At 36.1% G+C, this 13548-nt stretch carries 12 protein-coding genes, 1 tRNA gene and 3 pseudogenes; 8 read left to right on the top strand and 8 right to left on the bottom strand.

From position 1 onward, the window contains the following. Position 1: 1 nt before the first annotated feature. From AAGD90_RS01960 to AAGD90_RS01930, 7 genes are all read right to left on the bottom strand, one after another. The gene (locus AAGD90_RS01960) at positions 2–598 is read right to left on the bottom strand and encodes a murein hydrolase activator EnvC family protein (protein ID WP_006279879.1); all 597 of its coding nucleotides are present in this window, start codon (positions 596–598) and stop codon (positions 2–4) included. Between the two features lie 45 nt (positions 599–643). Next, positions 644–970, bottom strand: a complete 327-nt coding sequence (locus tag AAGD90_RS01955) for a MerR family transcriptional regulator (RefSeq protein ID WP_006279880.1) — start codon at positions 968–970, stop codon at positions 644–646. Then, entirely contained in the window at positions 970–1275 is a 306-nt protein-coding gene (locus tag AAGD90_RS01950; RefSeq protein WP_006279881.1) for an integration host factor subunit alpha, read from the bottom strand. Before AAGD90_RS01950 ends, AAGD90_RS01955 begins: the two co-directional genes overlap by 1 nt. Before the next feature lie 60 nt (positions 1276–1335). Further along, complete coding sequence (locus tag AAGD90_RS01945; protein WP_341822167.1) at positions 1336–2448, bottom strand: MFS transporter; 1113 nt, start codon at positions 2446–2448, stop codon at positions 1336–1338. A gap of 760 nt (positions 2449–3208) precedes the next feature. Then, complete coding sequence (locus AAGD90_RS01940; protein WP_233395611.1) at positions 3209–4672, bottom strand: leucyl aminopeptidase; 1464 nt, start codon at positions 4670–4672, stop codon at positions 3209–3211. 135 nt (positions 4673–4807) lie between these two features. Continuing rightward, positions 4808–5449, bottom strand: coding sequence for a protocatechuate 3,4-dioxygenase (locus tag AAGD90_RS01935; protein WP_010962336.1), 642 nt, complete (start codon positions 5447–5449; stop codon positions 4808–4810). Positions 5450–5454: 5 nt separating this feature from the next. Continuing rightward, entirely contained in the window at positions 5455–5577 is a 123-nt protein-coding gene (locus tag AAGD90_RS01930; RefSeq protein WP_255322264.1) for a hypothetical protein, read from the bottom strand. Between the two features lie 296 nt (positions 5578–5873). Between AAGD90_RS01930 and AAGD90_RS01925 the strand changes: the two are divergent. Both AAGD90_RS01925 and AAGD90_RS01920 read left to right on the top strand, forming a co-directional pair. Further along, positions 5874–6486: pseudogene (locus AAGD90_RS01925) on the top strand (DUF6444 domain-containing protein); the annotation flags it as partial. 54 nt (positions 6487–6540) lie between these two features. Next, a pseudogene (locus AAGD90_RS01920) lies at positions 6541–7730 on the top strand (IS4 family transposase); the annotation flags it as partial. Between the two features lie 29 nt (positions 7731–7759). On the opposite strand, the gene AAGD90_RS01915 reads toward AAGD90_RS01920, so the two are convergent. Next, a protein-coding gene (locus AAGD90_RS01915; RefSeq protein ID WP_156518142.1) for an IS630 family transposase occupies positions 7760–8619 on the bottom strand; the annotation gives its coding sequence in 2 pieces (ribosomal slippage) (positions 7760–8295 and positions 8295–8619; 861 coding nt in all). A gap of 309 nt (positions 8620–8928) precedes the next feature. Between AAGD90_RS01915 and AAGD90_RS01910 the strand changes: the two are divergent. The 6 genes and pseudogenes from AAGD90_RS01910 to AAGD90_RS01885 all read left to right on the top strand — a co-directional run. Continuing rightward, positions 8929–9201, top strand: a pseudogene (locus AAGD90_RS01910) (hypothetical protein); the annotation flags it as partial. Positions 9202–9415: 214 nt separating this feature from the next. After that, on the top strand, positions 9416–9646 hold the full coding sequence (locus AAGD90_RS01905; protein ID WP_341822033.1) for a hypothetical protein: 231 nt from the start codon (positions 9416–9418) through the stop codon (positions 9644–9646). An 81-nt stretch (positions 9647–9727) separates the two neighbouring features. Then, on the top strand, positions 9728–10336 hold the full coding sequence (locus tag AAGD90_RS01900) for a hypothetical protein (RefSeq protein ID WP_341822032.1): 609 nt from the start codon (positions 9728–9730) through the stop codon (positions 10334–10336). 90 nt (positions 10337–10426) lie between these two features. After that, positions 10427–10504: transfer RNA gene (locus AAGD90_RS01895), tRNA-Arg, on the top strand. Between the two features lie 82 nt (positions 10505–10586). Next, on the top strand, positions 10587–11705 hold the full coding sequence (gene dnaJ / locus AAGD90_RS01890; RefSeq protein ID WP_341822031.1) for a molecular chaperone DnaJ: 1119 nt from the start codon (positions 10587–10589) through the stop codon (positions 11703–11705). 208 nt (positions 11706–11913) lie between these two features. Next, positions 11914–13548, top strand: coding sequence for a ribonuclease J (locus tag AAGD90_RS01885; RefSeq protein ID WP_012673044.1), 1635 nt, complete (start codon positions 11914–11916; stop codon positions 13546–13548).

The following is a 13548-nucleotide window of genomic DNA, read 5'->3' as shown; positions in this document are numbered from 1 at the left end:
TTCAATTACAGTTCATATGCATCAAAGGATCAACCGCTTGGCCATTATGTCGTATTGTGAAACACATCTGTGGATCTTTATCTTGTGTGCTTGATTTACCTGCAGATCCAATTACTTGACCTTGCTTTACTTTATCGCCAATTTCAACATGTATGTTTTTTAAATAGGAGTACACAGTCATGTAATTATCTTTGTGTTCCACTATAATTAAATTCCCATACCATCTCAGCCCTTTGCCTACATATATCACTTTGCCTGGTGCAGAGGAAACTACGTTCGTTCCATTTTGAGCAGCAATTTTTATGCCATCCTTACACATTTCATCAGAAGAGGTAGCTGAACCTTTAACTGGCATTACAAATTTACAATTTACCCCCACATTTTGTGTATTATTGTTATCTTTGTATATCCTATTTATGATGGCTTTTCTACTTTCTTTTTGCACTGAAGGCTCCCTAATTAAATGGTACTCTCTTGTATATTCCAGATCTCTTTTTCCGTAAAATTCTTCGCCTTTAAGCAGCACAGGTGCAGGTTTTTGCAGGCCACAGCCTATTAATATTGCTAATAACATAAGAAATGAGGCTATATGCCACATTTTAAACTCTCACAAAACTCCAAAATTTTAGCGAGACGTAGTGTTTCACGCCTGCTTGTTACTTTCCTCGTTATTTATTTTACTAGTTAAATAGTCCCTCAAATCGGTGAGTTCTTGCAACAAATTCTTTGTGACTTTTATATCATTACCAAATTCTTTTTGCACTCCTTTTATTGTATATCCTTTATCATATAGCATGTATTTTACTTTCTTTATGGCCTCTATACACTTGCGATCATATAGCCTTCTTCCTTTACGCTTTGTAGGCTTAATTTGATGAAATTGACCTTCCCAAAATCTCAAAACATGCTGTTCCAAATGTAGCTCTTCAGCTACTTCCCCAATCGTATAAAATAATTTTTCCTTGTTCATTAATTATTGATTGATTTTTTTATAATTTTTGAAGGCCTAAAAGAAACTGAATTTCTTGCCTGAATCATCACTTTCTCCGATGTATTTGGTATATTTCCTGGTCTTTCCTTCTTTTTCTTAACCAAGAATGTTCCAAATGACGATATTTTTACTATTCCATCCTTTACCAAGCTTGTCTTTATTTCGTCCAATATATCATCTATTATCGAAACAGAGTCTTCCTTTGATAATCCTATTTCTTGGTTTATATCTCCAGCTATCGTTGCCTTAGTTACTGTTGTGTCTTTTGTTGTAACGTGATCCATTATTGATAAATATTACAATACGTAAATATAATATAGCAATCGACTCGAGATTCAGCTACTTTATTTTTTAGAGTATGTCTCTTTTGTTGCATAATTTAAAATACCGGCAACTATCAATATTGCAAAAAGTGCCATTTTATGATCTGTAAAAAGTGCTAACATTGACACTATAACTCCACTGCCAATAAACATAAATCCATTGATAATGGATGATGATGTGCTGATGTATTTTCGTTTCACAATCTCGCTGCCGACAGTAAAATTAAGCATATGTCCTCCCGCAAAAAACCCGAACATTAACATACAAAAGTACACAACGTGGACTGTTAAATGGCTGTATAGTAAAATAATAATTGAGACGCCTTGCAATAAAGCAAAAGCAGAAATTACATGTTTCCTATTTTTAAATAAGTTTGAGATTCGATCTGCAATTGGAGCACCAACTGCAAGACCAAGCCATAGTATTGCAGTTGCTATACCTGACTCCATTGCATTGAGTTCTGAGTTGCCCAGTAACCTTGGAGCCCACAAGGTATTAAGTGCTAAAAATGTTCCAAAAGTAATAGCACCCACCACTGAAGTTATCCAGATATCTCTTAATTTTAGCACTGTTAATATAGAGCACATTACTGTCTTCATAGAGCTTTTTATTGTGCGCTTTTCTGAGCTGCTTTCTGGAAGTGTGTTTGGACAAAAAAGCGTAAGTACAAATATCAACACACCAAATAGTATTATGCATACAATCAGATTTTTCCAATATGCATCTTCGGCAAGCAAGTTAGAGAACAGTATTTGAATTACCAAAGCAGAAAGGCTTGAAATTGTCTGCACTAGTGAAAACATTAGTCCAAATTGGGCAGCGGAAAAACATATGCTACTTGTGTGAGCAGCACCAATAAAACCAAATGATGCTCCAGTTGCAATCAACACTTGAGACAAAATCAAATGGGAGAAATTGTCACTATTAATAAGGACAAAAAACCCCAAGATCATAGTTGATAACGAGAAAAAATAAATTTTTTTACTGGAAAAAACATTAAACGTTGCTCCACTAAAAAATTGTAAGATGGCGAAAGTCCAAGTATATGCTGAATTAGCCAGTGCAACTTGCGCGATTGTAAGTCCAAGTTCCTTTTCGAGATTTACACTTATAAAGGTATAAATTATCTGCATGTTGCTGAATATAACAACCAAGTTACTAATCAGCCAAATGAACCAAGCCTTAGCTCTGCTTTCCATAGGATTTATTTTTATAAGTAATCTATTAGAAATTTAACACTAAGTCTCTTTTTAAGCTATTGTTTCCTGACTACTGTTATAGCTAACCCAAAAAACGGTTTCCCTACGTCATGCCGCCGCGGTATCTCTTAGCCGCTAACAAGCAGCGGGATGACGATTGTCAGGGTGTCATCCCAGCGCCCCTATGATGTCATCCGAGTAGCCAACACTGGTTTCCATCCAAGACGGTGTCATTCCAGTGCTTGACACTGGAATCCAGACTTTAATTGTTATACTTGTAAATAATCTGGTGAAAATAAACGTTCATCTCAAAATGCAGTATTTTTGTTGAAATAGCTCAACTGGATCCCAGTGTCTGGGCACTGGGATGACACCATAGGAGGCTACTTGGATGACAAAAAAAGGAGCACTGGGATGACAGCAGTCCTACGTCATACCGCCGCGGTATCTCTAGATCCCGCTAACAAGCAGCGGGATGACGAGCTTATCGTCACGCCGCCACGAACCGTCATACCGCGATTCATTCGCGGTATCTCAGCCGCTAACAAGTAGCGGGATGACGGTTGTCAGGGTGTCATGAAAGTAGCTGACACTGGAATCCAGAAAAAAAGAAATATGTATCAGCTACTTTCATTTGCTGCGCCTCGAAAATAAACGTTCATGTAGCTAAGCCATAAATCCAGTATAAAGACCTTTAATCATTGGCTTCGTAGTACTTCTCAACCAACTTATTAAGTAACCTTACACCAAAACCTACTGCTCCTCTTGGACAAATGTCAGTACCTTTCTCGTGCCAAGCAGTGCCTGCGATATCTAAATGTGCCCAGCAAGTTTCATTCACAAAACGCTGTAAAAACTGTGCAGCCATTATGCTATCTCCACCAGAGCCTGCAGGAGCGATGTTTTGAACATCAGCAATCGGTGAATCAATAATTTTGTCATAAGTTTCATTCATAGGAAAACGCCATAACTTCTCATTTACTTCATTTCCTGCATCAATCAGACGGTTTGCTAATTCATCATTATTTGAAAAAAGACCAGCATATTCGTTATTTCCAAGTGCAACCACTATAGCACCAGTTAAAGTTGCAAGATCAATCATAAATTTTGGTGAGAATCTATCTTGCGTATACCATAAAGCATCTGCAAGTATGAGCCTTCCTTCTGCATCGGTGTTCAACACTTCTATTGTTTGTCCAGACATTGAAGTTACTACATCACTTGGTCTTTGAGCATTACCACCCACTGCATTTTCTGCAAGTGCGACCACACCGATCGCATTTACTTTTGCTTTTCGTCCTGCTAAAGCATGCATCACCCCAACCACAGTAGCAGAGCCTGCCATGTCATATTTCATTGACTCCATACCACGTGAAGGTTTGAGTGATACTCCACCAGTGTCAAACGTTATACCTTTACCAACAAAAGCTATAGGCTTTTGTTCTTTAGAAGCTCCATTCCATTTTATCACTACTAATTTTGGTTCTTTACTACTTCCTTGTGCAACTCCAAGCAAGGCTCCCATTTTTTTCTCTTCCATCTGCTTTTTATCAAGCACCTCGATTTCAAGGCCAAGCTTAGTAAGTTCTTTTTTTATATGATCAGCATAGGATTCTGGATATAGAATGTTAGGAGGCTCTGTTATAAAAGAGCGCGCAAGGAATATACTCTCACCTTCTTGCCTTAAGTGCTCAAATGATCTTTCAGCATTACTTAATTGTTCATCTTTTACTAATACGGTAATCTCCTCTACCTCTGTAATTTTCTCATCCTTTTTAGTTTTATACTTATCAAACTTAAAACTACGCAGAAACGCACCATATGCAACATTTGCTGCACTACCTTCGATTAAAACCGCTGCTTTTTTAATTTTTAATCTGCTTAGCTCACAATATATTTTACCACCAATATTTAATTCTTTATTTTCATTCCATTCATCCTTCTTACCCAGTCCAACAACTATAACATTTTTTTCTTCTGGCAAAGCAGTAGAGAAAAATTCACCAAAACTTCCATTGAAATCGCTAAATTGCTTTATATTATCTATGACCTGTTTTCCTTGCAAAACTCCGCCATCATTTACGGTTTCGTTGTCTTCAAATAAACCCATTACTATTGTTTTAAAATCGGGCGAAATTTTAGAAATTGTTATTTTCATTGCTGGTATCTCCGTTGCAAATAATTGTAAACTGTACATAAAACATAGCAAAAACATCAGTAAGATATTTTTCATATACATCCTAAGTACAATAACACTTAAGTTTACTATGGACTCCCTTACATGCAAGGTTTTTTATCTTTTATTAGAGAACTTATTATATCCGCCCAAGGTAATGTTAAACGTATAGGTTTTTATGACCTGATCACTGTAAGTAAATGGTGTTATGAGAAGGCTTGCAAGCCCATTACTAACAAAATCTTCAAGAACAGGATCAGCGCAATTATCGCAATTATGGTCAGCAAAAAACATTTGCGTTGTGAATTCTGGAAAATCCGGATGTTGAACTAGAAAGTTGATATGTGGAGCTCTATCACCAATTTTACCAGGTGCTATCGTAATAAAATTATAATAGCCAAGATTATTCACTACAAACCTTCCTGATCCAGCAAAATTCAGATCATCCTCTATATTCTTATCGTAATGGTTCACGCCGCGTGAATTCGCGTGCCATATAGAAACTACAGCATTTTGTATTGGTAAGCAGTTTATATCAGTAATTCTACCCACTATGTGTATTAATTCCCCTATTGCACTATTTGGAGAACCAGGTTTCCTTCTTAAATTGTTTGAAGAGCTAAAATTTTTTGGCCTTGCATCAAGGTCATATATTTCCGGAGTTTTAATGCAGTTGAGCAAAACAGGATCAGCTGCAAATAGCGGCAAACTGAATATCATTTGTACTAAAAGTGCTAACAAGATATTTTTCACATTCATTTCATTTATAATAGACTTCTTGCATAACCATATAACAAACTTTTATTGGAAATAGAAACGAAAAAACTTGCTTGACACCCTTCGCCAGCCCCCTTATCATGAAACTGAAGGTATTCAGTTATCTTCATCTGTGCAGATTAAACAGCAAGAAAACAACGTAGTTGGCGTCTTATTTTTAATTTTTTGCACTATGTGCACCTTATGTCTTCACAATATTTCTAGGTTTTTACCTACACAAGCTGAAACGCGCTATTTAAAACATCAAAAAACGCCAACTTAAAAAATGGATAGTGAATAACTAGCTACCCTAGGGTTTCTTTTGCCTTTTTTTCTGTTTAGTAAATTGTATCCGTTCAGCGGAGTGGTAGAATAAGGTAGACAAAGCAAGATAATAAAGATAATCATAGAGCAAAAGTGAGGTAATGTGGTAAACCTTTTAGAACTTTGCAAAAATTTACAGCAAAAAATAGAAAAACTGAAAGCAGAGATAGAAAACTTAAAAGCAGAAAATAAAGCTTTAAAGATAGAGAACGCTGAATTAAAGGAAAGGCTTGGTTTAAACTCGAAAAATTCATCTCTACCGAGCTCTAAAGAATTGTACAAAACAAAAAAGGACAAGCCAAAAAGCGAAAGGAATGTTGGCGATCAGGTTGGGCATAAAGGAAATTTTCATGCCACAATGGAAGCGGATAAAGTAGTAAAAATAGAGTTGCCTAATATTTGCGAATGCGGAGGAGAGCTTGTAATATGCGAAAAACCTTATGTTCACCAAAAAGTTGATCTTCCGGAAATTAGGCCTTATGTAGTAATTGGAACATGGTCGTTGTTGGAGATGCAGAAAAAGAAAAAGTAGCAAGTTACCAGAAGGTGTTACGCCAGATACATTTGGTCCAAGGGTTAAGTCTATAATTGCAGCACTCAGCGGATTTTACAAAAACTCAAAGCGTGAAGTGGCTAGTATCATAAATGACATTTTTAATTTGAACATAAGTGTTGGCAGCATATCAAATCTTACTATTACCCACAAATATAAATGTACTTATAAATAAAGTATTACAATATTAAAGTTTGCAAATATTGAGGGTATAAAAATGGCAAACGAGAGTAATGAATGGGCTAAAAATGAATTTGGAGATGCTGTACTTGGAGATAAAAGATTAACTGACCGATTAGTAAAGATTGCTGATAGTTTGATAAGTTTACCTGAAAGCTCAATTAATGAGGCATGCGGAAGTTGGTCAGAAGCAAAAGCAGCATAACGTTTTTTTCAAAATGAGAACGTAAAAGAAGTCGATATTCTAGCTTCACACATTGATAAAACAGTTGAAAGAACAAAAGCTCATAAAAGAATTCTTGTGATTCAAGATACAACTTATATTTCATACTCAAGCCATAAGCGGATTGGGAACTATTGCTGGAAAAGGAGCAGTAATGCATACAGCCCTTGCTGTTAGTACGGAAGCTGGGAATACTGGATCAAAAGATTTACTCGAGGCAACTCATTTCTGAAGAAGAAAAAAGACTAAAGAGCCATCGTAACAACGTTCATATTGAGGATAAAGAAAGTATGAAATGGCTAGAAAGTTTAAAGAAAACAAATAATATTATAGATCTGGCCCAAACCGAAGCTATAACTGTATGTGACAGAGAAGCAGATATGCATGATTTTTTTGAACTTGCACATAATCTTAACTCAGCAATTTTAGTAAGAGCTCGCCACAACAGAAATGTAAATAAAAAATTCATGCATACCAGGAACAAGCAAAAATTATGGTCATTTATCCAAGGCCTCCCTTGCGCTGGAAAAGTAGAAGTTGAAATCCCTGCTAGAGATAACAAGCAAAAAAGGACAGCGTTTTTAGAAATTAGATTCGGAAAATTTATCACATGAAGGCCATATAAAATGTAAAGAAGGTCACATAAAATATAAACCGACAGAGTCTACAACTTCACGCAATTCATGTTGTTGAAAAAAACTCTCCTCCCGAAGCAAGTCCTCTAGAGTGGATGCTTTTTTCCGGTCAGTACTTTTGAAGAAGCTGTTGAAAAAGTTAGTTGGTATTGTTTGAGATGGAAAATAGAGATATTGCATAAGATTTTAAAATCTGGTCTCAAAGTTGAGGAATGTAGACTTGGAACAGCAGAAAGATTAATGAGGTATTTAACAGTCATGAGCATTATTGCTTGGAGAATTTTCTTTATTACATCAATTGCAAGAACTAACCCAACATTACTATGTACTGCCTTATTAGCTGAGGAAGAATGGAAAGTTTTATATGTTATAGCATTTCTCATAATAGTCCGAATAGGTCATAGGAAGGCAGAATCAACAGCACGACGAAAGGATTCGAATAGAGGAATGTTTTTCCTGGCTCTGTTTTTTATAGCAAACCAATGATGCTCAATTTTGTTAAAATCTGGAGAATAAGGCGGCAGATACAAAATTTCTGCACCGACTCCTTTAGCGAGCTTGATAAGCTTATCAGACTTATGAAAAGTAGCATTATCAAGAATGACAGTTTGTCCAGGTTCTAAGATCGGTGCCAAAAATTGCTCAAACCATCCATTAAAAATATCCATATTACAGTGGCCTTCAAATGTTAATGGAGCAACTATCTTTCTTCTACTTAAGGCTGCAACCATGCTGATTCGTTGAGTTTTTTTTCCAGATTTTAGGGCATAAAATCGCTGTCCTTTCTGGCAATACCCATATGGATAGTCCTCCGTGTTATCAATCCCAGACTCATCTATATACACTAAGTTTTCTGGTTCTTTTGTTGCTATAATTTTTAAGAATTCAGCACGTTTTTCTTCGTTCCTTTCCTTGTATCCATATGTCTTTTTTTGCGCGTAAATCCAATTTTTCTGAGAGCTCGGTGGATCGTTTGGATACTAACGTTGCCCCAAAGTTTAGCCATTTCCGACAGAGTTTTTCTACCGTGTTTTTTAGCAAATTCGATAAACTTATTCCAGTCGATAATTTTCTGATTGTAACCTCCATTACCGAGTTTTTTTGACTGAAAGTCGCCTGTTTCTTTTTTTCTTTGCTGCCACTCCCACAAAGTAGTTCGTCCAATTTTAAATCTTGCTGCCACTGCTTCTCTGCTTTCCCCTTCGTCTAGTGCTTCCATTGCTTTTTTTCTTAAATCATAACTATATGCTGCCGGCATCCAACCTCCTTATCGCCATCTATCCTTAATCTTATCATATCCGGACTTCTGTGGAAAGAGCTATAATTGCTAATACAAGACTTAAAGAAGCAATTAATTTGCATACTTAAAAATCTTCACAACGGTAACTGAAATTGGCTAATGAATATGTGCGTCCACACAGACTTAAAGCACATATTCATTAGCTTAAGCAGAAATTGCTGTGGTAGCTGTTTGATATAAAATTCTATTTCTATGACAAACGGGTTTTTATTGCCCATATAATTTGCAAAATTACACAAATAAAAAAATTTTTAAAAAACATAGTTGATAGCAGAAAAAGCACCAATAATAAAGTTAGCCTACGATGAATTAGACAGGTTTAGCTGGAATGAAAAAGATTTAGTAGCATATGAAGAAAGAATAATGGATCTGCGGAAAGAAGAAGCCATTCTTGAATACAAACTTGAGGAAGGTATAGAGAAAGGAAAAATCGAAGTTGCAAAAAATTTACTTAAAGCTGGTGTATCTGTTAATTTAATAGCTGAATCCACTGGCCTTTCTCAAGCTGAAATTGTACAGCTTAAGCAAGAAGTGGCCTAAGTATCACGTTTTTCAGGGCTTTTTTAGCTCGGCAGTGGTCTGAAAAGTCCATTTTTCACTTTATAAAATGTTTATATTTTACCACCTACTTTATTTGAATAAGTTCTTCTGCCACACTCTGAACGGATACTTGAATCAGGCTCAAGTTGACAAGTAGATGTTATCTTGTTATAATAAATATTTATTAATTTAATCTTAACTTAAGAGGGTATTTATGGTAGCAAGTGATAGTGTTTTAAAAAGGTATGCGTTAGCCTATATAAAGAAATTAGGTAATAATAATAATATTGAAGGGTTTCTACAGTATTGTAATAATACACCGAATTTAACTTGGAGCAAGGAGAATTTTAAAAATGTGTATGAAGAATTTACACATCCAAATTCAAGCAATAGGCACGATACAGGAAGCAGAAATGATCAATATAACGCAGGGAATAACGCATAACCTACAGGCTCTCAGATTACACATATACATGTACACAATAGAGGTTTAGACTTTTGGGATTATTTGCTATTACAATGCTGGATGGATTCTTTATTCGGTGGACGTGGTCACACTACGGTTAATAATATAACGAATATTAACAATGGTAATACCACTCATCAAGGGAGAAAAGAGAATAAAAAAGAATCAGAAGACAGTAGAAAGCTATTAGCTTTGGGTATAGTAGCTGCAGTTGTGTGTGTTGCTTTCCATGCTGGTATGTGTTTTTGGTATAACAGCAGCAGAAAAGTGGCTAGAAAAGAAGAAAAAATAGATTACCTGGATAGTAAATTTAAAACGTTCAGAAATATAGAATTTGCGGTTGGCGTTGTTTCTTTGGCAGCTTTGGTAGCTTGTGCTGTTTACCCAGTCTTACCAGTGTGGGGTTTAGCTATCCTTGGCGTTAATTCTCTCGTATGTTTTGCTGGTGGTTTAGCTTTTCATATGAAGCATGAGGAAGAATCAGAAAATATCGAGAAAGCTGAAAGAGCGGTAGATAGCTATCTTAAACAAGTGCATGGTTATGGAGATTCTTCTCGTGATGCACCACCTCCTTACTCTCCTCAATATCCTAATACTACTCCAAGCGCTTCTCCTTCTTATAGTGAATTTAATAATCCTAATGTGGAACAGCAGTCTGGGAATTGTTAGTGGTTCATGCGTGGTAAAAATTAACAGTTTTATTTTTAGCCAAATTAATTGAATCAAGCTACAAAACCTGCTAAAGTTAACTTTGTGAAAGCACCCTTAGCTCAGTTGGATTAGAGCATTTGACTACGGATCAAAAGGTCGGGCGTTCAAGTCGCTCAGGGTGCACCACATTTTATAGGAAACAGAAGTCACACTTGAAATTAATATATGTAATACCTATCTTTAAAGGTTAAGCACTAAACTATTATATATGAGCAAAAAAGACTACTATGATCTGCTGGAAGTAGGCAGAAATGCCAGTATTGATGAGATAAAAAAAGCGTATAAAAAATTAGCATTAAAATATCATCCTGATAGAAATCATGGCAATCAAGAAGCAGAGGAAAAATTTAAAGAAGTAACAGCTGCATATGAAGTTCTGTCTGACTCTGAGAAAAGGGCAGGCTATGACCGTTATGGCCACGAAGGTGCTTCTGGTGGATTTCAAGGCTTTAGCTCTGCAGGAGATTTTAGCGACATATTCAATGACTTCTTTGGTGGAGGATTCGGTGGTGGTGCAAGTAGATCGAGAGCAAAAAGAAGTACAACAGGAGTATCTGGAGCAGACCTACGTTATGATCTTGAAATTACCTTAGAAGATGCATTTAAAGGAATACAAGCGCCTATACATTATGTGACAAATGTAAAATGTGATACATGCCAAGGCACAGGTGGCGAAGGAGCAATTAAACCAGTTCAGTGCCACACATGCCAGGGAAGCGGTAGGATTAGAACTCAACAAGGCTTTTTTACCATCGAAAGAACATGTACTACATGCTATGGGGAAGGAGAAATAATACAAAACAAATGTAAGAAATGTGGTGGAAGTGGACGTAGAAGAGATGAAGTAAATATATCCGTTTCAATTCCAAAAGGCATAGAAGAAGGAGCTAAGGTAAGGATAAGTGGTAAAGGAGAAGCTGGAACAAAAGGTGGAAAAAGTGGAGATTTATACGTATACGTGAAAATAATTTTCCATAAAATCTTTGCTAGAAATAAAGCAGATTTACACTGTAAAGTGCCTATAAGAATGACACTAGCAGTGCTTGGTGGTGAAATCGATATTCAATCAATTGATGGAGCTAAAATAAAAGTAAAGGTCCCTGAAGGCACTCAAACTGGTACCAAACTACGTTGTAGGGAAAAGGGTATGCCATATATGAACTCACATGCTCGTGGTGATTTATACGTACAGGTAATAGTTGAGACTTTAAATCCAAAAAATTTAACTAAAAAGCAAATTGAACTATTAAAAGCGCTTGAAGAAGAGGAAAATGCAAGTGTACAACAGCAATCTGAAGGGTTTTTTAGTAAAGTAAAAAAAAAATAAGAAATCTGCTAAATGACATAAAGGGGTAACTGTTTACGGGTTTTCATTTAATCCTGCAATTCTTTGACCTTATTAATGGAAAACTTAACAATAGTGTTATTATTAGCCAACAGAAACTTCTTAGTTCCTTAAAACTATGTAAAAGCAATAAATTTCTTTATTTAAGGTCGAAGTTTTGCTATTCTCAGGTTTTAATAATTTAAATTTAATGAATATAAACAAAAATGAGTTTTTATTTCTTCCGCTTGGGGGAGTAGGAAGAATCGGGATGAATGTTAGCCTATATCATTACCAAGGTAAGTGGATTATGATCGACCTTGGTGTTGGTTTTGCAGATGAAACTATGCCAGGTGTTGAGCTGCTCATTGCTGATATAGATTTTATTGCTCAAAGAAAAAAAGATTTACTTGGAATAATAATTACACATGCACATGAGGACCACTGCGGTGCAGTGCCCCACTTGTGGGAAGAGTTGCAGTGCTCCATATATACAACAAAGTTTACGGTTAATTTTCTTAAAGAGAAACTAAAAGAATTTCGATTGGAAGGTATAGTGCCTGTGAAAGAGGTAGACATAAATGGCAGCATAAATTTGGGTCCTTTTACCGTCGAGTTTATAAATGTAACTCATTCAATTCCTGAGGCAAATTCAATATTAATTAGCACTGAAATGGGTAGTGCACTCCATACCGGAGACTGGAAATTTGATCCAAAACCTGTTGTTGGATTAACTTCTAATATGGAGCGTCTAAAAGAAATTGGCGATAAAGGTGACCTGCTTGCAGCAATTTGCGATTCAACCAATATATTAAGCAAGCATCACCCTGAGTCAGAAGGTGAAATTTATAATAATATTTATAACATAATAAAGCGGTCTAAAAAATTAGTTGCTGTTTCGCTATTCGCTTCAAATGTGGCACGAATTGAAACGATAAGCCAAGCTGCAAAAGCACTAAATAGAAAAGTAGTTTTACTTGGTAGATCTTTATGGAGAATAGTGAAAGTTGCGCAAGATAGTGGTTATTTAACTGATTCTCCTCAGTTTCTTGAAGCAAAGGAAGCAGTAAATTTTCCAAGGGAAGAACTGGTGCTACTTTGCACAGGTTGTCAAGGTGAGCCACTGGCAGCTACCGCAAGACTTGCTGCTAAGAGTCATCAAGCATTTAAAATGCAGCAAGGTGATACCATGATCTTTTCGTCAAAAATCATTCCTGGAAATGAAACTCGTGCGCACAACATGCTCAATGCCTTTATTGAGATGGGGGTAGAAGTTATTACTGAAAAAACAGAGCATGTTCATGCTTCTGGGCATCCAACAAGAGAAGAGCTAAAGGAAATGTATTCTTTAATAAAACCGAAGATGTCTATTCCAGTTCACGGCGAATATATTCACACGCATGCACATGTAAAATTTGCTAAAGAGTGCGGTGTGGCAAAAGCAATAATGATTGCACCAGGTGATATTGTTAATTTGGAGAACGGAGAAAAGGTTGATTCAATTGATGTTGACTACTTTGGTATTGATGGTATGTTGCTACGTCATCCGGAGAGCAGTGTTATAAAAATGCGTAAAAGAATGAGAGATGCCGGAGTTATTGTGGTAACAGCAGTTGTAAACAAGAAAAATAAATTGCTTGCTAAACCAAAAGTATTTGTACCTGGTGTTTTTGAAGTGCTAGAAGATGCAGCTACCATACAGAAAATTGTCAAGAAAGTTGAGTCGTTGTTTAGTTTGCAGCCAACAAAAAAAATTAAAAATAAGATTGAAAGTTCAATATTGAGTATCTTAAAGGAATATTTACTAAAAAGGCCTATAATTGAGGTTCAGATAGAACAGGTATGA

Source organism: Wolbachia endosymbiont (group A) of Ischnus inquisitorius (assembly GCF_964026985.1).
GTDB classification, from domain to species: domain Bacteria; phylum Pseudomonadota; class Alphaproteobacteria; order Rickettsiales; family Anaplasmataceae; genus Wolbachia; species Wolbachia pipientis.
This window is presented reverse-complemented; position numbering and strand designations above follow the sequence as displayed.